Origin of the sequence: Paracoccus salsus (assembly GCF_021556615.1) — a bacterium.
GTDB classification, from domain to species: domain Bacteria; phylum Pseudomonadota; class Alphaproteobacteria; order Rhodobacterales; family Rhodobacteraceae; genus Paracoccus; species Paracoccus salsus.
Genome location: NZ_JAKGGD010000008.1, coordinates 15,259 through 40,916, shown reverse-complemented (window position 1 = coordinate 40,916; position 25,658 = coordinate 15,259). Strand labels below are relative to the sequence as shown.

General features: G+C 66.0%; 19 protein-coding genes and 1 tRNA gene. 9 read left to right on the top strand and 11 right to left on the bottom strand.

Going from position 1 to position 25,658, the window contains the following annotated elements:
- Nucleotides 1–3: 3 nt before the first annotated feature.
- The 4 genes from L1965_RS14455 to trpA all read right to left on the bottom strand — a co-directional run bounded on the left by L1965_RS14455 (nt 4) and on the right by trpA (nt 4,040).
- The gene (locus L1965_RS14455; RefSeq protein ID WP_235757153.1) at nt 4–1,785 is read right to left on the bottom strand and encodes a DNA polymerase III subunit gamma/tau; all 1,782 of its coding nucleotides are present in this window, start codon (nt 1,783–1,785) and stop codon (nt 4–6) included.
- A gap of 58 nt (nt 1,786–1,843) precedes the next feature.
- Nucleotides 1,844–2,572 (bottom strand): TerB family tellurite resistance protein, encoded by a 729-nt coding sequence (locus L1965_RS16120; RefSeq protein WP_439332096.1) that lies wholly within the window; start codon nt 2,570–2,572, stop codon nt 1,844–1,846.
- A gap of 104 nt (nt 2,573–2,676) precedes the next feature.
- Nucleotides 2,677–3,243, bottom strand: a complete 567-nt coding sequence (locus L1965_RS14445; RefSeq protein ID WP_277882977.1) for a VOC family protein — start codon at nt 3,241–3,243, stop codon at nt 2,677–2,679.
- On the bottom strand, nt 3,243–4,040 hold the full coding sequence (gene trpA, locus L1965_RS14440) for a tryptophan synthase subunit alpha (RefSeq protein ID WP_235757151.1): 798 nt from the start codon (nt 4,038–4,040) through the stop codon (nt 3,243–3,245). Before trpA ends, L1965_RS14445 begins: the two co-directional genes overlap by 1 nt.
- Before the next feature lie 131 nt (nt 4,041–4,171).
- Here trpA and ychF point away from each other — a divergent pair, with 131 nt between their 5' ends.
- Nucleotides 4,172–5,269 carry a redox-regulated ATPase YchF gene (gene ychF, locus L1965_RS14435; protein WP_235757150.1) on the top strand — a complete coding sequence of 366 codons (1,098 nt, stop codon included), beginning with the start codon at nt 4,172–4,174 and terminating at the stop codon, nt 5,267–5,269.
- Between the two features lie 81 nt (nt 5,270–5,350).
- Here ychF and L1965_RS14430 read toward each other — a convergent pair whose 3' ends face one another.
- Complete coding sequence (locus L1965_RS14430; protein ID WP_235757149.1) at nt 5,351–6,097, bottom strand: Bax inhibitor-1/YccA family protein; 747 nt, start codon at nt 6,095–6,097, stop codon at nt 5,351–5,353.
- Between the two features lie 106 nt (nt 6,098–6,203).
- Nucleotides 6,204–7,172, bottom strand: a complete 969-nt coding sequence (locus L1965_RS14425; protein ID WP_235757148.1) for an NADPH:quinone oxidoreductase family protein — start codon at nt 7,170–7,172, stop codon at nt 6,204–6,206.
- 178 nt (nt 7,173–7,350) lie between these two features.
- Between L1965_RS14425 and L1965_RS14420 the strand changes: the two genes are divergently transcribed.
- The 8 genes from L1965_RS14420 (at nt 7,351) to L1965_RS14385 (ending at nt 20,792) form a co-directional block, all read left to right on the top strand.
- Nucleotides 7,351–7,710: a helix-turn-helix domain-containing protein gene (locus L1965_RS14420; protein ID WP_235757147.1), complete on the top strand. Its 360-nt coding sequence runs from the start codon at nt 7,351–7,353 to the stop codon at nt 7,708–7,710.
- A gap of 183 nt (nt 7,711–7,893) precedes the next feature.
- Nucleotides 7,894–8,679 carry an inositol monophosphatase family protein gene (locus tag L1965_RS14415; protein ID WP_235757146.1) on the top strand — a complete coding sequence of 262 codons (786 nt, stop codon included), beginning with the start codon at nt 7,894–7,896 and terminating at the stop codon, nt 8,677–8,679.
- 51 nt (nt 8,680–8,730) lie between these two features.
- Nucleotides 8,731–10,143 carry a magnesium transporter gene (gene mgtE, locus L1965_RS14410; RefSeq protein ID WP_235757145.1) on the top strand — a complete coding sequence of 471 codons (1,413 nt, stop codon included), beginning with the start codon at nt 8,731–8,733 and terminating at the stop codon, nt 10,141–10,143.
- On the top strand, nt 10,140–10,688 hold the full coding sequence (locus tag L1965_RS14405; protein ID WP_235757144.1) for a 5-formyltetrahydrofolate cyclo-ligase: 549 nt from the start codon (nt 10,140–10,142) through the stop codon (nt 10,686–10,688). Before mgtE ends, L1965_RS14405 begins: the two co-directional genes overlap by 4 nt.
- Before the next feature lie 474 nt (nt 10,689–11,162).
- Nucleotides 11,163–14,801, top strand: coding sequence for a vitamin B12-dependent ribonucleotide reductase (locus tag L1965_RS14400; RefSeq protein WP_235757143.1), 3,639 nt, complete (start codon nt 11,163–11,165; stop codon nt 14,799–14,801).
- 639 nt (nt 14,802–15,440) lie between these two features.
- Entirely contained in the window at nt 15,441–16,004 is a 564-nt protein-coding gene (locus L1965_RS14395) for an ImuA family protein (RefSeq protein ID WP_235757142.1), read from the top strand.
- Entirely contained in the window at nt 15,946–17,433 is a 1,488-nt protein-coding gene (locus L1965_RS14390; RefSeq protein ID WP_235757141.1) for a Y-family DNA polymerase, read from the top strand. Before L1965_RS14395 ends, L1965_RS14390 begins: the two co-directional genes overlap by 59 nt.
- The gene (locus tag L1965_RS14385; RefSeq protein ID WP_235757140.1) at nt 17,430–20,792 is read left to right on the top strand and encodes an error-prone DNA polymerase; all 3,363 of its coding nucleotides are present in this window, start codon (nt 17,430–17,432) and stop codon (nt 20,790–20,792) included. Before L1965_RS14390 ends, L1965_RS14385 begins: the two co-directional genes overlap by 4 nt.
- Nucleotides 20,793–20,885: 93 nt before the next feature.
- Here the strand turns inward: L1965_RS14385 and L1965_RS14380 are convergent, their stop codons facing one another.
- The 5 genes from L1965_RS14380 to L1965_RS14360 form a co-directional block, all read right to left on the bottom strand.
- Complete coding sequence (locus L1965_RS14380; RefSeq protein WP_235757213.1) at nt 20,886–23,042, bottom strand: malate synthase G; 2,157 nt, start codon at nt 23,040–23,042, stop codon at nt 20,886–20,888.
- Between the two features lie 243 nt (nt 23,043–23,285).
- Nucleotides 23,286–23,362: transfer RNA gene (locus L1965_RS14375), tRNA-Arg, on the bottom strand.
- A gap of 206 nt (nt 23,363–23,568) precedes the next feature.
- Nucleotides 23,569–24,105, bottom strand: a complete 537-nt coding sequence (locus L1965_RS14370) for a GNAT family N-acetyltransferase (protein WP_235757139.1) — start codon at nt 24,103–24,105, stop codon at nt 23,569–23,571.
- Nucleotides 24,106–24,201: 96 nt separating this feature from the next.
- Nucleotides 24,202–25,254, bottom strand: a complete 1,053-nt coding sequence (locus tag L1965_RS14365) for a permease (RefSeq protein ID WP_235757138.1) — start codon at nt 25,252–25,254, stop codon at nt 24,202–24,204.
- A gap of 55 nt (nt 25,255–25,309) precedes the next feature.
- Nucleotides 25,310–25,627: an ArsR/SmtB family transcription factor gene (locus L1965_RS14360; protein ID WP_235757137.1), complete on the bottom strand. Its 318-nt coding sequence runs from the start codon at nt 25,625–25,627 to the stop codon at nt 25,310–25,312.
- Nucleotides 25,628–25,658: the final 31 nt, after the last annotated feature.

The following is a 25,658-nucleotide window of genomic DNA, read 5'->3' as shown; positions in this document are numbered from 1 at the left end:
GGTCTAATCCTCATCCTCGAACGGGTCCCACTCCTCGACTTCGGCGAGGGGACCCTTGGTGTCATGCGGGTTCGCGGCGCCTTCGGCCGCGATGCTTTCGGGAATGTCCGGATCAGTGACGATCCGGCTGACCTTCTTCAGCCGCGCCTGCGGAAAGCTGGCCAGCACCTGCTGAACGATCGGCAGGTCCAGCGCCCGCTTGCGGGCCTTTTCCATCTCGACGTCGCGCTGCTGGGCGATCGTCAAGGCGCCGCCGCCGTTCGAGACGGTGACCGCCCAACGCTGACCCCCGCACCAGCCGCGCAGGCGTTCGCCAAGCCGCTGCGCCAGATCGGCGGGAGCGTTGGCGCGCGGTTCGAACTCGATCCGTCCTGGGCTGTAGCGGACCAGCGCGACGTGGTTTTCAACCTGCACCAGCAGCAGCATGTCGCCCATGCGGCGGATCAGATCCAGCACCGAGGCGAAGTCGGGGAACGCCGCGAACGCATCCGGAGAGAGGGCAAGCGCGGTTGCTGCTCCGCTGCGCTGCGGGCTGACGGGCAAAGCCGTGCGGGCGACCGCCTGCGGCGCTTGCTGGCCGCCATGCGACGGCGCGGATTGGCGGCTGAACTCACCGGCCGCCTGCGACTGCTGAACCTTGCGGATCAGCGCCCCGGGATCGGGCAGGTCGGCGACATGGGTCAGGCGGATGATCGCCATCTCGGCGGCCATCATCGCGTTGGGCGCGGCCGAGACCTCGTCCAGCGCCTTCAGCAGCATCTGCCACAGGCGGGTCAGAACACGCATCGCCAGCCGCTCGGCCAGGCTCTGGCCGCGCAGCCGTTCGTCCGGAGAAATCGTCGGATCGTCAATGGCTTCAGGCGTGATCTTGACAACCGAGATCCAATGCGTGATCTCGGCCAGATCGCGCAGCACCGCGACCGGATCGGCCCCGTCGGCATATTGGGATTGCAGTTCGGTCAGCGCGGCTGCGGCGTCGCCGCGCAGGATCATCTCGAACAGGTCGATGACCCGGCCGCGATCGGCCAGGCCCAGCATCGCGCGAACCTGATCGGCGCCGGTTTCGCCTGCGCCGTGGCTGATGGCCTGGTCCAGAAGGCTGGTGGCGTCGCGGGCGGACCCCTCGGCGGCGCGGGTGATCAACGCCAGGGCGTCATCGGTGATCTGCGCGTTTTCCGCAGACGCGATGCGGCGCAGCAGCGCGATCATCACCTCGGGCTCGATCCGGCGCAGGTCGAAACGCTGGCAGCGCGACAGGACGGTGACCGGCACCTTGCGGATCTCGGTCGTGGCGAAGATGAATTTCACATGCGGGGGCGGTTCCTCGAGCGTCTTCAGCAGCGCGTTGAACGCGCTGGTCGAAAGCATGTGGACTTCGTCGATGATGTAGATCTTGAATCGGGCAGAGGCTGCTCGATAGTGAACGGATTCAATGATTTCGCGGATATCGTTCACGCCGGTTCGCGAGGCGGCGTCCATTTCCATCACATCGACGTGACGGCCCTCGCTGATGGCGATGCAGTGTTCACACGTGCCACAGGGCTGGGTCGTCGGGCCGCCCTGACCATCGGCTCCGATGCAGTTCATGCCCTTGGCAATGATCCGCGCGGTGGTGGTCTTTCCGGTTCCGCGGATGCCGGTCATGATGAAGGCCTGCGCGATGCGGTCAGCGGCGAAGGCGTTCTTCAGGGTGCGGACCATCGGGTCCTGACCGACCAGATCGCCAAAGGTCTCGGGCCGGTATTTCCGGGCAAGGACCTGGTAAACCTGTTGTGTCTCGCTCATCCGCCACCCGGCTGTTGCGGCGTCACTGTAGCCTTGCGGCGTGGGGCCTACAACCGCTTCAGACGGGGCTCTGGGTGCCGCCTTGATGCAGCGCCCGGAACCTCTCCCACGCCTCGTTGATGCGGCGGGTGCGGGCTTCCGCCAGACGCACGGCCTCGGGCGGCAGACCGCGCGCGATGGCGCGGTCGGGATGCGCCTCGCGGACCAGATCACGCCAGCGTTTGCGGGCCTCGGGCAGCGGCGTGTCGGGGGCGATTCCCAGGACATCACAGGGAGGACAGCCGGCCTTGGGATCATGCCGGGTGCGGATCGCCACGATCTGCGCCGGTGCAAGGCCGAAGATCCGCCCGACCTCGTCGATGAAGGCGATCTCGGCGGCGTGCATGTCGCCATCGGCCACGGCGATGATGCACAGGCCTTCCAGAACGTCGGTCAGCACCGGATCGCCAGCGGGAAACATGGCGGCGATCCGCCGCGCCCAGGCGTCGAATCCCGCCACGTCCTGCCGCGCCAGGTCAAAGACGCGGGCGGCGTTCCTTTCCTCGGCGCGCGGAATGATGAAGACGCGGCGGAAGGCCGCGACTTCGGATCGCGCGACCGAGCCATCGGCCTTGGCAAGCTTGGCGCCCAGAGCGATCACCGCGATGGTGAAGGCGACCGAGCGTTCGGGCGGGGTCACGGCCCCTTGCCGCCCCAGCATCGCCGCCATGCGGTCGCCCATGCGCTGCCAGAAGCTGCGAGGCTTCGGCAGGTTGGGGCAGGGAGCCTGGGTGGGGCGCGTATCCATCAATGTCAGACTAACCGGGATCGGGGTTTTGCGGTAGGGGCGGCGGGCGCGATCGGACCCTGTCAGAACGCCGCAGCCCGCCAGGCGGCGCGAGTGTGCGGACATCACAGCGCGACGATGCCGCCGGGCGTGAGGACATGCACGGCAAAAGGACCGGGTCCCAGCCGCGGATCGGCGCAAGGCATCCGTCCCAGAGGCAGATCGAGCCGCGCCAGCCGCAGACCGTGATCGGGCAGCGATTGGCCGGGATGGGCGCCGTTTTCCCAGTCGATGCGCATCGGCACGGCGCCGTCACCGGGCATCTGGCCGGCGTCGGGGATGGTGATCCGCCAGCGCAGATCGCCACGGCTCGCCTCTGCCACGGTCGTTCCGGCGGGCGCGACAAGCGGTGACTGGCGCATCACCCAGCCCGCGATCCGGGGCGGGCCGTGGAAACGGTCCAGCCCGAACCAGCGCGGATGGGCGGGTGCGGCGGCGCCGGGGTCGATCGCGATCAGTTCCAGGTATTCGCCCGGCCCGAGAGAAAGCAACCGGTTGTGCGTGCCCATCAAGGGGTGGCGACCGCCCGGCTGTGGGGCGACACCCAGGCGTTCGGCCAACCACGCAGCGCCTTCATCGAGGTCTCGTGTGGCAATCGCCACATGGTCGAAGGCTGGCGATGCCGGCACCATCAGCCGCGATGCGCGCCTGCCGCCAGATCGCGCACGAAATCGAGGATCTCGGCGACCGGACGGCCTTCTCCGATTCGCTTGACGATGGCACTGCCCACGACGCAGCCATCCGCGACACGCGCGATCTGCTCGGCCGCCTCGGGGGTCGAGATGCCGAAGCCCACGACCACCGGCAGATTGGCGGCGCTGCGGATGCGTTCGACCTCGGGGGCGACCTCGGCGGCGTTGGCGGCGGCTCCGCCGGTGATGCCGGTGACGCTGACGTAATAGACAAAGCCCGAAATGTTCCTGACCACCGCCGGCAGGCGGCGGTCATCGGTGGTGGGCGTCGCCAGCCGGATGAAGTCCAGCCCGGCACGGGTGGCCGGGATGCACAGCTCTTCATCCTCTTCCGGGGGCAGGTCCACCACGATCAGCCCGTCCACGCCGGCCTCTTTCGCGTCGCGCAGGAATTGTTCGACCCCGCCCGCGCGCGCATAGATCGGGTTGTAATAACCCATCAGCACGACCGGCGTCGTATCGTCCTGCTTGCGGAACTCGCGCAGCATGGCCAGCGTGCGCGTGACGCTGCCGCCCTGGGCCAGGGCGCGCTGCCCGGCCGCCTGGATCGTCGGGCCATCGGCCATGGGGTCGGTGAACGGCATGCCCAGTTCGATGATGTCGACGCCGGCCTCGGGCAGGCCGCGCATGATCTGCAGCGCCGTGGCCTCGTCGGGGTCCGATGCCATCATGTAGGTCACGAAGGCTTTCCTGCCCTGCGTCCGAAGCCGCGCGAAGGTATCGTCGATTCTGGTCATGGCCCCGCCCCTGCACTCTGTCGGGCAACAGCACTAGCCCGGCTGGCGGTGCTGTGCAATCGGGGGCGGCAGGCTGGACTTGGGCGGGCAGGGGGCCTAAGACACCGCCGAATTCAGGAAAGGTTGCGAAGATGGGCTTTCGGATGGGGATCGTGGGGCTGCCGAATGTCGGCAAGTCGACGCTGTTCAACGCGCTGACCAGGACGGCCGCAGCGCAGGCCGCGAATTTCCCGTTCTGCACGATCGAGCCGAATGTCGGCGAGGTCGCGGTGCCCGATCCGCGGCTGGACAGGCTGGCCGCGATCGCCGGCAGCAAGCAGATCATCCCCACCCGCATCACCTTCGTGGATATCGCCGGGCTGGTGAAGGGTGCCAGCAAGGGCGAGGGGCTGGGCAACCAGTTTCTTGCGACGATCCGCGAGGTGGATGCCATCGCCCATGTGCTGCGCTGTTTCGAGGATGGCGACGTGACCCATGTCGAGGGGCGCGTCGATCCCATCGCCGATGCCGAGGTGATCGAGACCGAGTTGATGATCGCCGACATGGAATCGATCGAACGCAGGCTGGCCAACCTGGCGCGCAAGCTGAAGGGTGGCGACAAGGAAGCCGTGGCGCAGGAGCGGCTGCTGAAACAGGCGCTGGCGGTGCTGGAGGACGGCCGGCCGGCCCGGTCCGTCCCGGTGGCCGAGGACGACCGCAAGGCGTGGAACATGCTGCAGCTTCTGACCTCGAAGCCGGTCCTGTTCGTGTGCAATGTCGAGGAAGAGAGCGCCGCGACGGGCAACAGCCAGTCCACGCGCGTGGCCGAGATGGCGGCGGCACAGGGCATGGGCCACGTGGTCATCTCTGCGCGGATCGAGGAAGAGATCAGCCAGCTCGATGCCGGGGAACAGGCCCTGTTCCTGGCCGAGATGGGCCTCGACGAGGCCGGGCTGGACCGTCTGATCCGCGCCGGATACGACCTTCTGGGCCTGCAGACCTATTTCACCGTCGGCCCCAAGGAGGCCCGGGCCTGGACGATCCGCCGCGGGACGCTGGCGCCGCAGGCGGCAGGCGAGATTCACGGCGATTTCGAGAAGGGCTTCATCCGGGCCGAAACCATCGCCTATGACGACTACATCGCCGGCAACGGCGAGGCCGGCGCGCGAGAGGTCGGCAAGCTGCGCGTCGAGGGCAAGACCTACGAGGTCAAGGACGGCGACGTGCTGCATTTCCTGTTCAACGCCTGAAGCCGCGCCACGCGCCCTGGCTGACAGCAGAAAGGCCGGGCAATGCCCGGCCTTTCGCGTGTTTCGTCAGCGGCGTTCACGTCACTCGCGGTTGCCCATGAACTGCAGCAGGAACATGAACAGGTTCAGGAAGTCCAGATACAGCTGAAGCGCGCCCATGATGGCCGACTTGCCGATGAAATCCTGATCCGAGGTCTGCATCTGCAGATAGGTGTTCTTGATGTTCTGCGTGTCATAGGCGGTCAGCCCCGCGAAGATCAGAACGCCCAGCAGCGAGATCGCGAACTGCATGGCCGAGCTTTGCAGGAAGATGTTCACGATCATCGCGACGATCAGGCCGATCACCCCCATGATCAGGAAGCTGCCCCAGGCCGAAATGTCCTTCTTGGTGGTATAGCCCCACAGCGACAGCCCGGCGAAGGCGATCGCGGTCACGAGGAAGGTCTGGACGATCGAGAACGCGGTATAGACCAGGAAGATCGAACTGATCGACAGGCCCATCATCGCGGCGAAGGCATAGAATATCACCGTCGCGCCCTGGACCGACAACCGGTTCATCGCGGCGCCGAAGGCAAACACCATCAGCAGCGGGGCGAACATGATCACCCATTTCAGCGGCGTGGCATAGATCGCCGTGCCGAGCTGGGTCAGCTGGCCCGTTGCATCGACCGCGGCGGTGCTGATGCCGAATGCGGCGACGGCGGTTACACCCATGCCGACCGCCATCAGCCCATAAACCTTGTTCATGTAGGCCCGCAGGCCCTCGTCGATCACCGCGCTGCGGCTGCCGACGCCCTGCGCGGTACGGTACGTGTTGTAATCTGCCATCGATGTCTCCCCAGTGAGGCGTTCGGGGCATTGCCCCTTCATATGCGATCCATATTGGCAGGGTTCCGGGCTGTTTCAATGCTGAAACCGCCTCAAATCCGTGCCATCACAAGGTTATCACAATCTTTCCAACGGATTTGCGGCTGCGCAGCAACTCATAGCCCTCGGCAAGCCGTTCCAGCGGCAGGACGCTGCCGGCGACCGGGTCGAGCTTGCCCTGTTCGAATAGCCCGAACAGCTGGTCCATGCTGGCGCGCAGTGCCTGCGGGTCAAGCTGGCGATACCCACCCCAGTAAAACCCGTGGATCGCGATGTTCTTGACCAGTGCATGGTTCAGCGGCAGGGCGGGGGGGCGGCCGCCCGCAAAGCCGATGACCAGGAACCTTCCGCCGCGCTTCAGTGCGCCGAAGGCCGCCTCGCCGGGCTTGTCGCCCACCGGATCGTAGACCACATCAACCCCGCCCGCCGCGCGCAGCGCGGCCTTGAGATCCGGACATTCGGCGCTGTCGATGACCTGTTCGGCGCCGGCAGCACGGACGATGTCCAGCCGGTCGGGACCGCGTGCGATGCCGATCACCCGCGCGCCCATCGCATGGCCGATCTCGACTGCGGTCAGACCAACCCCTCCGGCCGCGCCCAGCACCGCCAGCGTCTCGCCCTCGCGCAGTCCGCCGCGCATCGTCAGCGCCAGATGACTGGAGCCATAGGCAACCTGAAAGCCTGCGGCCTGTTCAAAGCTCATCGCATCGGGCATGCGCTGGCAGGCGGTGGCCGGCACCGCGACGATCTCGGCCATCGTCCCGGGAAAGGACAGCACGACACGGTCGCCCGGCGCCAGGTCGCAGTCGTCGGGCGCGGCCATCACTTCGCCCGCACCCTCGAGTCCCGGGATGAATGGCGGATCGGCGGCCTCCTGATACTGACCCTTGGCCTTCAGCAGGTCGGCGAAATTCAGCGCCGCCGCGCGCATCCGGACAAGCACCTGCCCGTCAGAGGCGAGCGGAACGGGCGCGTTCCGCAGGGCGGGATCCTGTCCCAATCCCTCGACCCGCGCGATTCGGATTTCGTCGGCCATTCGTATCTCCGGCAAATAAGACAATGAGTTCATTCGTTTGGCGTTGGGTGCGAAAACATGCAGACTGCGCAAATCGGGACCTGTCTTTTTGGTCAGGAAAGACCCCGTTAACCATGTTGACACTCGATAATTGAGACGGCTTGAGCTACTGCCTCTTTAGATTGCATGAGGTAAGGCGATGAAGCACGGTGTAGATGTTCATGTTGGTAAGCGTATCCGTCATCGTCGTTGGATGATCGGAATGACTCAACAACAACTTGCCGACAAGGTCGGTATCAAGTTTCAGCAGATCCAGAAATACGAGACCGGCATGAACCGCGTCTCGGCATCGAGGCTGTGGGACATCGCGCGAGCGGTGGACGTGCCTGTCAGCTTCTTCTTCGAGGGCCTGCAGGAAGGCGAGATGCCCGATCATGTCGAGGGCGATATCCTGGCCGACAAGGAGGCGCTGCAACTGGTCCGCGCCTATTATTCGATGCCCGCCGCGCAGCGTCGGCAGATCTTCGAACTGGCGCGCGTGCTGTCGGACGCCGCTTGACCACGATGCAGGGCTGTCCCCGAGGGTGCGGTCCCGGGACGCGTCTGCCCGGAACGGCAACACGTCCACGACCCTGACTGACCTTTCGCGTTTTCAGCTTTCCGGGCCGTTGCGGCCACTGGCAGTGCCAGGGCTTAGCGGCTAGACCTGTCTCCGGACGGATCGACAGGGCTGGGGGCGACGATGCGGGATGCACAGCAGATCATCGACACCGCGCATGAGATGGCCGATGCCGCGCGCGCCGCGATCCTGCCGTTGTTTCGCAACGCCGCCCTTGTCACGGACAACAAGCGCCCGGCCGATTTCGACCCCGTGACCGAGGCCGACCGCGCCGCCGAGATCGCGATGCGTGAGGTCCTTGCCCGCCGCCGGCCGCAGGACGGCATCGTTGGCGAGGAATTCGGCAGCACGCCCGGCGACAGCGGACTGACATGGATCCTGGACCCGATCGACGGCACGCGCGCCTTCCTGTGCGGTTCGCCCAGCTGGGGCGTGTTGATCGGGCTGAGCGACGGGCAGGCGATCCGCTACGGGATCATCGACCAGCCTTATACCCGCGAACGCTTCGAGGGCGGCCTTGGACGCGCCCGCCTGATCGGACCCGACGGAGAGCGCCCGCTGATCGCCCGCAGCGGCGTGGCGCTGCCAGCGGCGATCCTGATGACCACCTTTCCCGAGATCGGCTCGACCCAGGAAGCGCAGGCGTTCCGCAGGGTCGTGGACAGCGTGCGGCTGACGCGCTACGGCCTCGATTGCTACGCCTATGCGCTGCTGGCGCTGGGACAGATCGACCTGGTGATCGAGGCCGGGCTGCAGGCCTATGACATCGCCGGTCCAATGGCCGTGGTCGAGGCGGCTGGCGGCATCGTCTCGAACTGGCAAGGCGGGCCTGCGACCGAGGGCGGGCAGGTGATCGCGGCAGCGTCGGCCGACCTTCACCGGCAGGCATTACGGCTGTTGAACGGCTGATCGGGACGGCATACTCGACAATCAATTGGATTTCATAGCAGGAGTGGCGGCATGACCGACGAGGAGCGTCCCGAAGTCGAGGATCAGGTTGCCGAAAGACAGGCCGAATCCGAGGAGGACGAGTTCCTGCCGCGTCGGGAATTGCTGGACCGGATCGACGAGGCGATCGAGGCCGAGGATGCCGCTGCCCTGAACGCGCTGCTGGAACCGATGCACGCGGCCGACATTGCGGACATCATCGAACGCCTGCACAGCGCCGAACGGCGCAGCTTCCTGCGGCTCTATTCCGGCGAGATCGACGGCGAGATCCTGTCCGAGATCGACGAGTCGATCCGCGAAGAGGTGATGGAGCAGCTGCCCCGCGAGGTGCTGGCCGAGGCCGTCCGCGAGATGGACAGCGACGATGTCGTCGACCTGATCGAGGATCTCGACGAACCCGGCCGCGCCGAGATCCTTGCGGCGCTGGATGACAGCGACCGCGCTGCGGTCCAGCAATCGCTGGCCTATCCCGAATATTCCGCCGGCCGCCTGATGCAGTCCGAAGTGGTCACCGCGCCGGAACACTGGACGGTCGGGGAAACCATCGACTTCCTGCGGACAGAGGAATGGCTGCCCGAACAGTTCTATCACATCATCCTGGTCGATCCGCGCCGCCACCCGATTGCCTATGTCACGCTGGGTCGGCTGCTGGCGTCGCGGCGCGACGTGGCGCTGCGCGACATCACCGAGGACAGTTTCCGCACCATCAGCGTCTATGCCGAGGAAGGCGATGTGGCGTATGCCTTCAACCAGTACCACCTGATTTCGGCTCCCGTCGTGGATGGCAACGACCGGCTGGTGGGCGTCATCACCATGGACGACGCGATGGCCGTCATGGACGAGGAGCATGAGGAAGACATCCTGCGCCTTGCCGGTGTGGGCGAGGATTCGGCGATTACCGATACGGTGTTCGAAACGCTGCGGCAACGGCTGCCCTGGCTGATGGTGAACCTTGCCACCGCCATCGCCGCTTCGCTGGTCATCGCGATCTTCGAGACCACCATCCAGGCGCTGGTGGCGCTGGCCGTGCTGATGCCGATCGTGGCCTCGATGGGCGGCAATGCCGGCACCCAGACGCTGACGGTCGCGGTTCGGGCGCTGGCCACCAAGAGCCTGACCGGCAGCAATGTCTGGCGGGTCGTGCGACGCGAGGCGATCGTCGGGCTGTTGAACGGGCTGGCCTTCGCGCTGGTGATGGGTGTGGTCGCCTGGATCTGGTTTGACGGCATGTCGCTGGGCGCCGTGATCGGCATCGCGATGGTCATCAACCTGGCGGTCGCCGCGCTGGCGGGGATCCTGATCCCGCTTGGCCTCGAAAAGGTCGGCGCGGACCCGGCGCTGGCGTCGGGCACCTTTGTCACCACCGTCACGGATGTGGTCGGATTCTTCGCCTTTCTCGGCTTGGCTCAGGCGGTGCTGCTGTGATCGCGGCGCAGAAGGCGCTCTTGCGGGCGCAGGCGCTGGCGGCGCGGCTGCAGCAGGGCGGCGACCCGTCCGGAATAGACCGGCATCTGGTCACGGCGCTGGCGCCCTTTGCCGGGCGGGTCCTGTCCGGATACTGGCCGATGCGGGGCGAGGCTGATCCCCGGCCGGCGATGGCGGCGCATGCCGGCCGGCTTTGCCTGCCGGTGGTGACCGGCAAGGCCGTGCCGCTGGTGTTTCGCGCCTGGGACGGCGGTCCGCTGGTGGCCGGCCCCTTCGGAACCTCGCATCCCGCCGAATCAGCCGAGGTCCTGACGCCGGAGGTGCTGATCGTGCCCCTTGCCGCCTTCGACCGGACGGGCAATCGGATCGGCTATGGCGGCGGTTACTATGACCGGACCCTGCAATTGCTGCGTGAATCCGGCTCGGTCGTGGCGATCGGGCTGGCCTTCGGAGCGCAGGAACTGGCCGAGATCCCGGCCGAGAGCTTCGATCAGCCGCTGAACATGATCGTCACCGACCATGAGATCATCCGTCCTGGAAAGTAAAAACTGCACCTGCTGTTGCGCTGTTGCATCGGGTGTGTGCAACCTGAGGATGAACAGGGGATAAGCCTGTGGAAAACCCCTGAGTGGTTTTTACCAAGCCATTGTCTTGAATTGATAAAATCTCTTTCCGGACTGTCGGGACAAGACGGGGTCGTTCAGCGTGTGAACGAATCTGTCGCGTCGGTTCGGCCCGTGCTGTCAATCTCCATAGCGTCCGGTCAGCGCGAAAAAATCTGTTGAAAGCTGTATCGAGTCGCGTCAGTTTGTGTCTCAGGGCCAAGGCGACACAAAATGTGGTGGCGGCTGCCACTGACCACCACCGCGCGGCACGGCCCGGAACTTGAAAATGCACTGATTGCGGTATTCGACCGCCTCGCCCGTGCGCGACACGGCGTGGCGGAACGCGCCCTGGTCGCTGCGGCTTCGGGATCCGGCAATCAACAACAGAGACGAGAGCACCAAAAGGGGCGGGGCATGAAGATCGAACGGCGTTTTACCACCCAGGACAGCGGCGCCTATGGCGACATCGCTTTCACCACCACCACCAGCGAGATCCGCAACCCCAACGGCACGATCGTCTTCCGCAACGATCAGGTCGAGGTGCCGAAAGGCTGGAGCCAGGTCGCAAGCGACGTCATCGCGCAGAAATATTTTCGCAAGGCCGGCGTTCCGGCGGCCCTGAAGCGGGTCAAGGAAAAAGGTGTTCCCGAATTCCTCTGGCGCAGCGTGGCCGACACCGACGCGCTTGAGAAACTGCCCGCGGATCAGCGCCATGTGGGCGAAACCAGCGCAAGGCAGGTCTTCGACCGGCTTGCCGGCGCCTGGACCTACTGGGGCTGGAAGGGCGGCTATTTCAGCAAGGAAGCCGACGCCCGCGCCTATTTCGACGAGATGCGGTACATGCTGGCCCGCCAGATGGCGGCGCCGAACTCGCCGCAATGGTTCAACACCGGGCTGCACTGGGCCTATGGCATCGACGGCCCGTCGCAGGGGCATTTCTACGTCGATTTCAAGACCGGCAAGCTGGTCAAGTCAGACAGCGCCTATGAGCATCCCCAGCCGCATGCCTGCTTCATCCAGTCGGTCAGCGACGATCTGGTGAACGAGGGCGGGATCATGGATCTTTGGGTCCGCGAGGCGCGACTGTTCAAGTACGGCTCGGGCACCGGCACCAATTTCTCCAGCCTGCGCGGCGAGGGCGAAAGCCTGTCCGGTGGCGGCAGATCCAGTGGGCTGATGGGGTTCCTCAAGATCGGCGACCGCGCCGCCGGCGCCATCAAGTCGGGCGGCACGACGCGCCGCGCCGCCAAGATGGTCATCTGCGACATGGACCACCCCGATATCGAGGCCTTCATCAACTGGAAGGTCATCGAGGAACAGAAGGTCGCCAGCCTCGTCGCCGGCTCGAAGATGCACGAGGCAAAGCTGAACGAGATCTTTGCCGCCATCGGCGCGTGGGACGGCAGCATCGAGGACGCGACCAGCCCCGACACCAATGCCGGGCTGAAGGCCGCCATACGTGGCGCCAAGCGGGTGATGATCCCGGAAACCTATATCAACCGGGTGCTGCAATATGCGCGGCAGGGTTTCGACAGCATCGAATTTCCGACCTACGACACCGACTGGGACAGCGAGGCCTATGTCAGCGTGTCAGGGCAGAACTCGAACAATTCGGTCCGCGTCACCGACGCGTTCCTGACTGCGGTTCGCGAGGACAAGCCCTGGGAACTGCTGCGCCGCACGGACGGCAAGGTGTCCAAGACCGTCGGCGCGCGGGAATTGTGGGACCAGATCGGGCACGCGGCCTGGGCTTGCGCCGATCCCGGCATCCAGTTCCACGACACCGTCAACGCCTGGCATACCTGCCCGTCCGACGGGCCGATCCGCGGCTCGAACCCGTGCAGCGAATACATGTTCCTGGACGACACGGCCTGCAACCTTGCCTCGATGAACCTGCTGAAGTTCTGGACCGGCGACCAGTTCGACGCCGACGGCTATGTCCATGCCACGCGGTTGTGGACCCTCACGCTGGAGATCAGCGTGCTGATGGCGCAGTTCCCCAGCAAGGAGATCGCGCAGCGCAGCTATGATTTCCGGACTCTGGGTCTGGGCTACGCCAATATCGGCGGGCTGCTGATGAACATGGGTCTTGGCTATGACAGCGCCGAGGGGCGTTCGCTGTGCGGCGCGCTGACGGCGATCATGACCGGCGTTGCCTATTCGACCTCGGCCGAGATGGCCGCCGAACTGGGCGCCTTTCCGGGCTACGAGAAGAACGCCGATCACATGCTGCGGGTGATCCGCAACCACCGCGCCGCCGCCCACGGCACCGGCAACTACAACGGCGTCAATGTGCGCCCGGTCGAACTGGACGACGAGAACTGCCCCGACGCGCGTCTGGTCGCCATCGCCCGCGAGGCCTGGGACGAGGCGCTGACCCTGGGCGAGGATCACGGCTTTCGAAATGCCCAGACCACCGTCATCGCGCCGACCGGCACGATCGGTCTGGTCATGGATTGCGATACGACCGGGATCGAGCCCGACTTCGCGCTGGTCAAGTTCAAGAAGCTGGCGGGCGGCGGTTATTTCAAGATCATCAACCAGTCGGTTCCCGCCGCGCTTGAGATGCTGGGCTATTCCAGCGCCCAGATCGAGGAAATGATCGCCTATGCGGTCGGCCACGCCAGCCTGGGCAACTGCCCCGGCATCAACCACACGGCGCTGACCGGCCACGGCTTCGGCCCGCGCGAGATCGAGAAGGTCGAGGCGGCCCTGGCATCCGCCTTCGACATCCGCTTCGTCTTCAACCAGTGGACCCTGGGCGAGGAATTCTGCAAGGGCACGCTGGGGATCCCGGCCGACCGGCTGAACGATCCGGCCTTCGACCTGCTTCGCCATCTGGGCTTTACCCGCGCCCAGATCGACGCCGCCAACGACCATGTCTGCGGCACCATGACGCTGGAGGGCGCGCCGTTCCTGAAGGACGAGCATCTGTCGGTCTTCGACTGCGCCAATGCGTGCGGCAAGAAGGGCAGACGCTATCTGTCGGTGGCCAGTCACATCCACATGATGGCCGCCGCGCAGTCCTTCATCTCGGGCGCGATCAGCAAGACGATCAACATGCCCAACGACGCAACCATTGCCGACGCTCTGGCAGCCTACGAGCTGTCCTGGTCGCTGGGGATCAAGGCGAACGCGCTGTATCGCGACGGATCGAAACTGTCGCAGCCGCTGGCCTCGGCGCTGGTCGAGGATGACGAGGAGGCCGAGGACATCCTGGCCAGCGGCAACCCGCAGGAGAAGGCTGCCGTCATCGCCGAGAAGATCGTCGAGAAGATCATCGTCAAGGAGGCCATTCGCAGCCACCGCGAGAAACTGCCCCAGCGACGCAAGGGCTATACCCAGAAGGCAGTCGTGGGCGGTCACAAGGTCTATCTGCGCACTGGCGAATATGACGATGGCGGTCTGGGCGAGATCTTCATCGACATGCACAAGGAAGGCGCGGGCTTCCGGGCGATGATGAACAACTTCGCCATCGCCGTGTCGGTGGGCCTGCAATACGGCGTGCCGCTGGAGGAGTTCGTGGACGCCTTCACCTTCACCCGGTTCGAGCCGGCGGGGATGGTGCAGGGCAATGACAGCATCAAGAACGCGACCTCGATCCTCGACTACGTGTTCCGCGAACTGGCCGTCAGCTATCTGGACCGCACCGATCTGGCGCATGTAAAGCCCGAAGGGGCGCGCTTCGACGACATGGGTGGCGGCGAGCACGAGGGCCATAACCTCACTCCCGTCAGCGAGCAGTCCGAGCTCAAATCGCTGACCATGCTGAAACAGATCAGCAGCGCCGGATATCTGCGCAAGCGTCTGCCGCAGGAACTGATGGTGCTGCAAGGCGGCGTCTCGACCGCCGCCGTCACCTCGGGCATGGCCGAGACGCAGGCCAGCTATACCGTCGCCTCGGTCACCACGACCGCGATGGACGCCCGCACCAAGGCCAAGATGCAGGGCTATGAGGGCGATCCCTGCGGCGAATGCGGCAACTACACGCTGGTCCGCAACGGCACCTGCATGAAGTGTAACACCTGCGGCGGCACGTCCGGGTGTAGCTGATGAGATTGGGTTGGGGCGCGAAGGTTCCAGCTTCGCGCCCCGGCCGCCCCGCATCTCATTGCACCATGCGGGGCAAGCCATTCCTCGGCCTATCAGATGGCCGATGGTTCGAAAGAACAGCATGTGAAGGGCGACTCAATAGGTGCGTCAACGGTCCACAGACTTACCCCGAGAAAAATGTCGGAACCTGTGGATAACATGAGGTTAAAAAATATGGCTGGCAAGAAACCAGGTCAAAGTTCAGGAAACTCTGGCGGTATCTTTCAAGAACAAGGACCGCGAGGTGGACTAAAGCCGAACTATTCGACGGTAGCGGACAACAAGCCAATGCCGCCAACGAGTAAGCCGGGGTCTACATGGCTCCCGGTAAGCAGGACACCTGATAGCAAGCGTTAGCTATCGCATAGATGGCCAGGCAACCGGCCATCTAACGTTGTGTCAGGCGAAGGGCGCGGGTCTTGCTTCCACCCCCGCGCGCCTATCGAAGCAGCCAGCCGCCCGGCAAGAGGCGCGCAACCTGACCCCGGCCCCCCCGCATTGTGGCAGCAATTGCGGGGGATGCCTTTTGCCGGATGTCATTGCGGACGACAGGCAGAAACCCGGTTTTATCCTGCGCCGGGGTTGATATAGCCTCGGCGCATGTCCGATCCCTGCTCCATGCCGTTTCCGCTGCGCCCCGCCCGCGTTCACGAAGCCTGTGGTCCCGGGGCCACAGGCTTTGCGGCAGTGGCCTGCGCGCAGGCGCAGGGCGATCTGATCTGGATCCGCGAATCGTGGCAGGCCGAGACGCTGCATCCTGTCGGGTTGTCGGCGTTTTTCGATCCATCGCGCCTGCTGGTGGCGCAGGCCAGAAACCAGATCGACGCGCTGGCCGTCGCGGAGGACGCGCTGAGGGACGGCTCTGTCGCGCTGGTCGTGGCCGAATTCAGCCGCGCTCTGGATCTGCGTGAAGGGCGTCGGCTGCAGCTTGCCGCGCAGGCGGGCGGGTCCACCGGGCTGTGCCTGATCGGCGAGGGCATGGGCAGCAACGCGGCCGAGACGCGATGGCTTTGCGCGCCGGTTTTCGATCCGCAGGACAAGGCGCCCTCGACTCGGATGCGCTGGGAAATTATAAAGAACAAATCGGGAACAGTAGGGGCCTGGCATGTTCGATGGAACGCAGAGGCGCATCGTCTCGATGTGGTTTCCCCGGCTTCCCAGTGACCGGGTTCTGCGGACATGCCCGACGGATCGCCCCTTTGCGCTGACCCTGCGCGCCGAAAATACCGACCGGATCTATTGCCTGAACGCGATGGCCGAGGCGCGGGGCCTGCATCGCGGCATGCCCTTTGCCCAGGCGCGCGCCTTCTGTTCCGATCTGGGCCATGCGCCCGCCGATCCGGTCGCGGATGCACGGATGCTGGCTGTGCTGCGGCGATGGGCCACGCGCTATTGCCCGTGGGTCGGGCGCGACGGGCGCGACGGGCTGGCGCTGGACATCACCGGGTCGGCGCATCTGGCCGGCGGCGAACAGGCGATGCTGGATGACATGCGCGGGCGGTTGGCGCGCGCGGGCTTCGCGGTCCGGCTGGGGCTTGGCGACAGCCCGGGCGCGGCATGGGCGCTGGCGCGGCATGGTGACGGGCGGGGCGGGGAACGCGCCGCGCCGGGGCAGGGGGCGCGGGCGCTGGCCCCGCTGCCGGTTGCGGCGCTGCGCCTGGACGAGGCGACGTCGATCGGGTTGCAGCGTCTGGGGCTGCGGCGAATCGGCGATCTTGTTGCCACGCCGCGCGCTCCCCTGGCCCGGCGCTTTGGCCCGAACCTGCTGACCCGGCTGGATCAGGCACTGGGTCGGCAGCCCGAATCGATCGCCCCCGAGCCCGATCCGCCCTCCTATGTCACAAGGCTGACCCTGCCCGAGCCGATCGGGCTGACCGCCGATGTGATGGCAGGCACCGAGCGGCTGTTGCGGGCCTTGTGCGACCGGCTGAAGGCGCAGGAGGCGGGCGTGCGGGTGCTGTGCCTGACGCTGCGCCGTGTCGATCAGGCCAGCCGGCAGGTCGAATTGCGCCTGGCCGCCGCGATGCGCGATCCGGCCCGCATCCTCCCCCTGTTCGCGCGCGGCGTGGACGAGGTCGAGGCCGGTTTCGGCATCGACCAGCTTCGCCTGGAAGCCACGCAGGTCGAACCCCTGCCGGTCGCGCAGATCGGCCGGATGCAGGTCGCGCAGGACCGGCTGGAAAACCTGATCACCCGGATCGGCACGCGCATCGGGCTGGAAAATATCCAGCGATTCCTGCCTGCCGACAGCCATATACCCGAACGCAGCTTCCTGATCGCCCCGGCCGCGTGGTCGCAGCCCGAAGCGGGATGGTCCGCGTCGTTGCCGCGTCCGCTGCGGCTGTTCGCCCCCGAACCGCTGGTTGCGCGCGGTTCGACACCGCCCGCCCGGTTGCGCTGGCGGCGGATGGCGCTGGATGTCACGCGCGCCATCGGTCCCGAACGGATTGCGCCGGAATGGTGGCTGGACGATCCGCAGTGGCGAACGGGCCTGCGCGATTACTGGCGGATCGACACGCGGCAGGGGCGGCGGCTGTGGATGTTCCACACGCCGCAGAACCCCGGCTGGTTCGTGCAGGGGGAATTCGCATGACCGTCCCGCCATCCGCGCCGCCATCCGCGCCACCGGCCCCGCTGCCGCCCCGCTATGCCGAACTGGGCATCACCACCAACTTCACCTTCCTGACCGGGGCCTCGCATCCCGAAGAACTGGTGCTGCGCGCCGCCGAGCTGGGACTGGAGGCGATCGCCATCACCGACCGCAACTCCGTGGCCGGGGTGGTTCGGGCATGGTCGGCGCTGAAGAACCTGAGCAAGGAGGTCGAGGGAAAGCTGCGGGTCCGTTCCACCCACAGGATCGACCCCTGCTCGCGACAGGAGGTGGGCGATCCGGTGGACATGCCGCACGCCCCGATGCCGGCCTTGCCGAAGCTGATCGTGGGATCGCGGCTGGTGCTGCGCGACTGCCCGGTGGAGTTTCTGGCCCTGCCCACCGACCTCCCGGCATGGCAACGTCTGTCGCGGCTGCTGACGCTTGGCAAGCGTCGGGCGGAGAAGGGCGACTGCGCGCTGATGCTGGAGGATCTGGTTCAGGGCTGTCGGGGCATGGTCCTGATCGCGCTGCCGCCGGCTGACGATCCCGGACAGGCGCTGGCGCCCCTGCGGATGCTGCGCCGGCGCTTTCCCGATCACGTCTTTCTGGGCGCCGCGCCGCGCTATGACGGGACCGACCAGGCATGGTTCGACAGCTGCGCGGCGCTGGCACTGCGGGCCTCGGCGCCGATGGTGGCGGTGGGCGACGTGCTGATGCATCGTGCCGCGCGCCGGCCGCTGGCCGATGTGCTGACCTGTCTGCGCGAACGGATCACCATCGACCAGATCGGCACCCGTGCCCTGCCGAACGCCGAGCGCCGGCTGAAAGCGGCCTCCGACATGATCCGCCTCTACGCCCGCCATCCGGCCGCGATCCGCCGTACCCTGGACATCGCCGCGTGCTGCAGCTTTGATCTGGGCGAACTCAACTATGACTATCCCGACGAGATCGCGGACGACGAATCGCCGCAGGATCGGTTGGAACGCCTGGCGCGGCAGGGATTGGCCCGACGCTGCCCGGCAGGCATTCCCGACCGCTATCACGCGCTGCTGGCCAAGGAACTGGTCGTGGTGGGCGAACTTGGATATGCGGCCTATTTCCTGACGGTGCATGATATCGTCAGCCATGCCCGTTCGATCGGCATCCTGTGTCAGGGGCGCGGCTCGGCGGCGAACTCGATCATCTGCTGGGCGCTGGGGATCACCGATGTGTCACCGGACATGATCGGCATGGTCTTCGAGCGCTTCGTGTCGCGCCACCGGGGCGAGCCGCCCGATATCGATGTCGATTTCGAACATGAGCGGCGCGAGGAGGTGATCCAGTGGATCTACGAGAAATACGGCCGCGACCGGGCAGGGCTGTGCGCCACGGTGATCCATTTCCGCGCGCGCGCGGCAATCCGCGAAGTGGGCAAGGTGATGGGGCTCAGCCAGGATGTGACCGCGGGGCTTGCGGGGCTGGTCTGGGGACTATCGGACAAGGGGGCCGATCCCGCGCAGATGCGCGAACTGGGTCTGAACCCGGATGACCGCCGCCTTGCCCAGACGATCCGCCTGATCCGCGAGATCGTGGGGTTTCCCCGCCATCTGTCCCAGCATGTCGGCGGCTTCGTCATCACCAGGGGCCGGCTGGATGCGCTGTGCCCGATCGAGAACGCCGCGATGGAGGGCCGCACCTGCATCGAGTGGGACAAGGATGACATCGACGCGCTGAACATCCTCAAGGTCGATGTGCTCAGCCTGGGGATGCTGACCTGCATCCGCAAATCCTTCGAGCTTCTGGAAACGCATGAGGGCATCCGCCACGATCTTGCCACCGTGCCACAGGGCGACACGGCCACCTATGACATGCTGTGCCGCGCCGATGCGGTGGGGGTGTTCCAGGTCGAAAGCCGCGCGCAGATGAATTTCCTGCCGCGCATGCGGCCGCGGGAATTCTATGACCTGGTGATCGAGGTCGCCATCGTCCGTCCCGGCCCGATCCAGGGCGGCATGGTCAAGCCCTATATCAGGCGTCGCCAGGGGCTGGAACTGCCCGAGCCCTTCGGCCCGGAACTGGAACAGGTGACGCGCCGGACGCTCGGCGTGCCGCTGTTTCAGGAACAGGCCATGCAGATCGCCATCGTGGGCGCGGGCTATTCGGCGGAAGAGGCCGACCAGCTGCGCCGGTCGCTGGCTTCGTTCCGGCGGATGGGCACCATCGACCAGCATCGCGACCGGTTCGTGGGCGGCATGATGGGCCGGGGCTATGACCGCGAGGTGGCCGAGCGTTGCTTTGGCCAGATCGAGGGTTTCGCGGATTACGGATTTCCCGAAAGCCACGCGGCGGCCTTTGCGATGCTGACCTATGTCTCGTCATGGCTGAAATGCCGGCACCCGGCAATCTTCGCCTGCGCGCTGCTGAATTCCCAGCCGATGGGATTCTATGCGCCCGCCCAGATCGTGCGCGACGCCCGCGAACACGGCATCGAGGTCCGGCCCATCTGCGTCAATCACAGCGGCTGGGACAACGCCCTTGAACGCCGCGCGGACGGGGCCCTGGCGCTGCGTCTGGGGTTTCGTCAGATCAAGGGCTTCCGCAAGGACGACGCCGAATGGATCGCGGCGGCGCGCGGAAACGGTTATCCCGACCCCGAAAGCCTTTGGCTGCGCGCAGGCGTCGCGCCCGCCGTGCTGGAGCGTCTGGCCGAGGCCGATTGCTTTTCCGGGATGGGGCTGACCCGGCGCGACGCGCTGTGGCAGGTTCGCGCCATCCGCGCCCCTGCGCCCCTGCCGCTGTTTTCCGATCCCATCGACGGCGAGGGCCTGCGCGAGCCTGTCGTCGATCTGCCCGCCATGCATCTGGGCGAGGAGGTGGTCGAGGATTACGTCGCCATGCGCCTGACCCTGCGCGCCCATCCGATGGAGTTGCTGCGTCCTGCCATTCACGGGCTTGTGGCCCATGCCGACCTGCCCGTGGTTCCCTCCGGCCGGGTTTCGGTCTGCGGGCTCGTCATCACGCGTCAACGTCCCGGCACGGCTTCGGGCGTGATCTTCCTGACGCTGGAGGATGAGACAGGCACGGCGAATGTCGTCGTCTGGCCGGCGATCAGCAAACAGTTCCGGCGGGCGGTCATGGGCGGGCGGCTGCTGCGCGTCACCGGCCGGGTGCAGAGGGAAGGAATCGTCGTCCACCTGATCGCCCAGACGATCGAGGACCTGTCGGACCATATCTCGGCCCTCGGCTCGCCCCTGGATGACGCCGTGGGCATCACCGGACCACAGGCCGATGATGCGCCCCGGCCCCGCCGTCACGCAGCCCCGGCCAGACATCCCCGGGAACAGTCGAAGCGGCTTTTTCCCAGCCGCGACTTCCACTGAAACCCACGCCCCGGCGCAATGGGTCACTCAACTCGGGCCCATGCGCGGACGCCGCCATGTCTTGCCTGCGTCCGCACCGCGGGGTGCCGGTGCTCAGCCCTGCGGCGTCACCATTCTCTTGAATTCCAGACGTCGCGCATGAAGCACCGGTTCGGTGTAGCCCGAGGGCTGTTCGCGGCCCTTGAAGACAAGGTCGCTGGCTGCCTGGAAGGCAATCCCGTCAAAGCGGGGTGCCATGGGCATATAGTCGGGGTCGCCCTCGTTCTGCCGGTCGACCACCTGCGCCATCCGGCGCAGGATGTCATCGACCTCGTCATGCGAGACGATGCCGTGATGCAGCCAGTTGGCGATATGCTGGGCCGAGATCCGGCAGGTCGCGCGGTCCTCCATCAACCCGACATCGTTGATGTCCGGCACTTTCGAGCAGCCGATTCCCTGATCGATCCAGCGCACGACATAGCCAAGGATGCCCTGCGCGTTGTTCTCGACCTCGGTGCGGATCTGGTCCGCCGTCCATTTGCGATAGCTGGCCAGCGGAATGTCCAGCAGCGCATCGACATAGGCGCGACGCCCGCCACGGGCCAGTTGCGCCTGGATCGCGAACACGTCGACCTTGTGGTAATGCAGCGCGTGCAGTGTGGCCGCGGTCGGACTGGGCACCCAGGCGCAGTTCGCGCCGGCACGCGGATGTTCGATCTTCTGTTCCAGCATCGCCGCCATCCGGTCCGGCATCGCCCACATGCCCTTGCCGATCTGTGCCTTGCCCGACAGCCCGCATTCCAGGCCGATATCGACGTTCTGGTTCTCATAGGCCGTGATCCAGCCCTTGCGCTTGATGAAGTCCTTGCGGCTGAACGGGCCCGCCTCCATCGAGGTGTGGATCTCGTCGCCGGTCCGGTCCAGAAAACCGGTATTGATGAAGCAGACACGGTGCCGCGCGGCGCGAATGCATTCCTTCAGGTTGACGCTGGTGCGGCGCTCTTCGTCCATGATGCCCAGCTTGACGGTGTGGGCGGGCAGGCCAAGCACACGCTCGACTTGCGAAAACGCCTCGTCGGCAAAGGCGACCTCTTCGGGGCCGTGCATCTTGGGCTTGACCACATACACCGATCCCCGGACCGAGTTGCGCAGCCCGTCCTGCTTCTTGAGGTCGTGCATCGCGATCAGCGTCGTGACCATCGCGTCCATCAGACCCTCGTAGACCTCGTTGCCGTCCGCATCGAGGATCGCGGGATTGGTCATCAGATGGCCGACATTGCGAACCAGCAGCAGCGCCCGCCCCTTGATCGTGAAGGGCGCTCCATCGGGGGCAAGATATTCGCGGTCCTCGTTCAGGGACCGGGTGATCCGCTTGCCGCCCTTGTCGAAGGTCTCGGACAGGCTGCCCTGCATCAGGCCCAGCCAGTTGCGATAGGCCAGAACCTTGTCCTCCGCATCGACGCAGGCGACGGAATCCTCGCAGTCTATGATCGCCGACATCGCCGATTCCAGGATCACGTCGGCAAGACCGGACGGGGTCTGCTGACCGATCGGATGCGCGCGATCGAACACCAGTTCGACATGCAGCCCATGATTGCGCAGCAGGATCGAGCCTGGTGAGTCGGCCTCGCCCCGGTAGCCCACGAACCTGTCGGGGTCCTTCAGCCCCGAGCCGTCCACCTCCAGCCGGCCGTCACGGATGGCATAGCGGCGGGCGTTGCCGTGGCTGGTATCGGCCAGCGGAAATGTCTCGTCCAGAAAGACCGCCGTGCGCGACACGACGCGGGCGCCCCGGCCGGTGTCGAAGCCGCCGGTCGGGACCGGTCCGCCCATCGCGTCGGTGCCATAGAGCCCGTCGTAAAGACTGCCCCAGCGCGCATTCGCGGCATTCAGGACAAATCGCGCATTGGTGACAGGCACGACAAGCTGCGGACCGGGCACGGTCGCGATCTCGGGATCGACATGGGATGTATCGATCGCGAAATCGCCGCCTTCGGGCACAATATAGCCGATCTCTTCCAGGAAGGCCTTGTAGGCCTTTGCATCATGCGCCTGGTCAAGCCGCGCGCGATGCCAGTCGTCGATCTGGCGCTGCAGATCCTCGCGCTTCGACAGCAGGTCGCGGTTTCGCGGACCGAAATTGCCCACCATCTGCGCGAAGCCGCTCCAGAACCGGTCGGGGTCGATCCCGGTGCCCGGAAGTGCCTCCTGCTCGATGAAACGGGCAAGGTCATGGGCAACACGCAACCCGGCGCGCGGGCAATGGTTCATCGGCTTTTCCTGGTCGGTCACGTCAAATCCTCGCAGTTGGTCGGGTCACAAGGGTATGCCACGGTATGCCGGCAGCCGGCGCAGCCTATCTATACCAGAGGGATGCCCCCGGTCATTTTCAAAGGCAAGCGACTTTGCCGCGAAATCCGAGATGCAGTTTCCACGGATTGCGGGGGACAGGGCCGCCCTTGACCTGGGTCATCATGCGCCCCGAGGCAGCCTGGACGGCGAATGCCGGATACATGGCGATCCCGGGAGGACTCGAACCCCCAACATCCTGATTAGAAGTCAGGTGCTCTATCCGGTTGAGCTACGGGACCGTGATTTCCTGATAACGGTTCGGAAACCGGTTCGCAACGCCTTGCCCTTGTGGATCGCCCGCTGCGCGCCGCCTTCACCGGGATCGGCCCCCGACCCGCATCCCGACCCGCATCCCGGGGCCGTTCCGGCAGCGACAGGTCAGCGGGATCGCACCGTTGCCGGCGGGTCCGGATCCCGCCCGAAGCGGTGGCGCTGCCGAGCAGGATCAGGCAGGTGCGGATCGGTCGTCCACCAACGCCAGGGTCATGAAACAGCTGTTGGGGTCGGGTCGATATGCGCCGAAGGGCGGGCATTCGACGAACCCTGTCCGGGCATACAAGGCGCGGGCCGCCGCGAAGCTTGGCTGAGCGCCCGTTTCCAGAGACAGCCGCGACAGTCCGGCCGTGCGGGCATGCGCGATCATGTGGTCCAGAAGCCTGCGCGACAGGCCTTGCCCGCGATGTTCGGACAGCACATGCATGGATTTCAGCTCGCCTTGCCGTTCGGCCCAGATCTTCAGCGCGCCGATCGCGGCCGGCTGGCCGGCAAGCCGCAGCACGAAGAAGTCGATTTCCGGCGAAACCAGCGCCTCGCGCGGCATCATGTGGATCGATTCGGGCGGAGTGTCCGCGTGCATGTCCGCGACATGGCGCCGGAAGATCAGGTCCAGTTCGCGGCTCAGCGGGCTTTCCCGTGCGATCTGCGGTTCGGCGATTTCCTTCATCGGGGCGCAGGATTGTCCCACCTGCTGATCTGTTTTCATGGTCCTGACCCTTCAAGCTGCTGGCGGCTCTTTTCGCGCCGTCGCGGCAGCGACGCGTTTCCCGGGGACCTTGCCGCTCTGCGGTGCCCTCTGTGTTCATGCCATCTGCGTCCAGAGCTGGAACAGCAGCCCTGACGAGAAGGCGCCGGCCAGCGACAGCCCGATGTAAAGCACGAAGACCTGTGGCCGCGCCAGCGCCCAGACCGCCATCGCCGCCGGAATCGAGGTGACGCCACCGGCGACGAGGAAGGCCATCCCCGCGCCCGGTGCCATGCCCTGTTCGATCAGCCCACCGACGAGCGGCAGGGCTGCGTAGCCGTTGAGATAGGCCGGCACGCCCACCAGCGTCGCGGTCACGATGGGCAACAGCCCCTCGCCCCCAAGCGCGGCGGTGACGGTTTCCGCCGGGATCCAGGCCAGCATCAGGCTTTCGAGGATGAAGGCGAGCGTGAGCCACTTGGCGAGGAACAGCGCCGTGGTCAGCCCCGTCCTGCCGAATTTCGCGCGGCGCTCGGGCTCGGCCCAGAACCGCCAGACCACGGGCTTGGGCGCGCGGATCTTCGCGCCGCCGCAACCGCCGCTGCCGATGCCCTCGCGCAGCGGGTCGGCGAAGGCACCGCCCTTCATCATCAGGTGCACCACCGTCCCGCCGAACACGCCAAGACCGATGGCGGCAATGGTCTTGGCCACAGCGAACTCGAGGTCCAGCACGCCCGCCGTCAGCACGAACATCGACGGGTCCATGATCGGCGAGGCCAGCCAGAAGGCCATGACGGCGGACAGCGGCACGCCCATCGCCAGCAGCGCCGCGATCAGCGGGATCACTCCGCAGGAGCAGAACGGCGAGATACCACCCGCCAGCGCGCCGAGCCCGATCATCAGGAGCGGCGCGCCGGTGAAGGCCTTGGCGATCAGGTTGTCGGCGCCGGTGGCGTTGGCCCACGCGGCGATGGCGATGGACAGGATCAGGAACGGCGCCGTGCCCAGCAAGGCATTGCCCGCGAACAGAGCGCTGTCCTTGGCCTGGGGCGTGTCAAAGACCGCCAGCGCCGCAAGGATCAGCGCCGAGGCGAGCCAGACCCGCTGGTCCTGCCACAGGTGGCGCAGCGTGGACCGGAGGCCAGGTGTCGGGAGGGTTGAGTCAGTCATCACCAAATCTCCGGAATTGCGGTTGTTTCAAGGCAAGAAAAAGGCGGCACAGGTCTCACGCCGCATCCTCCGAGGCGCGGATCGCAACACCGGCGCAGCATTCGGAGGTCAGGAACCCGACCACGCGATGCATCGCGGGGAAATCGACCCGGTTGAACACCTCGCGGCCCTGCTTGTCCTGCAGCACCAGCCCGGCATCGACGAGTGTCGAGAGGTGATGCGCCAGGGTCGACGGGGCGAGCCCAAGATGCTCGCCGATATCGCTGACCCGCAGCCCGTCGTCCCCCGCCTTCACCAGAAGGCGAAAGATCGACAGGCGGGCATCATGGCCAAGTGCGGCAAGGGCGCGGGCGTTGGGACTGGTCGTGGTCATGCGATTAAAATAACCACAATGCTAGTTTTGT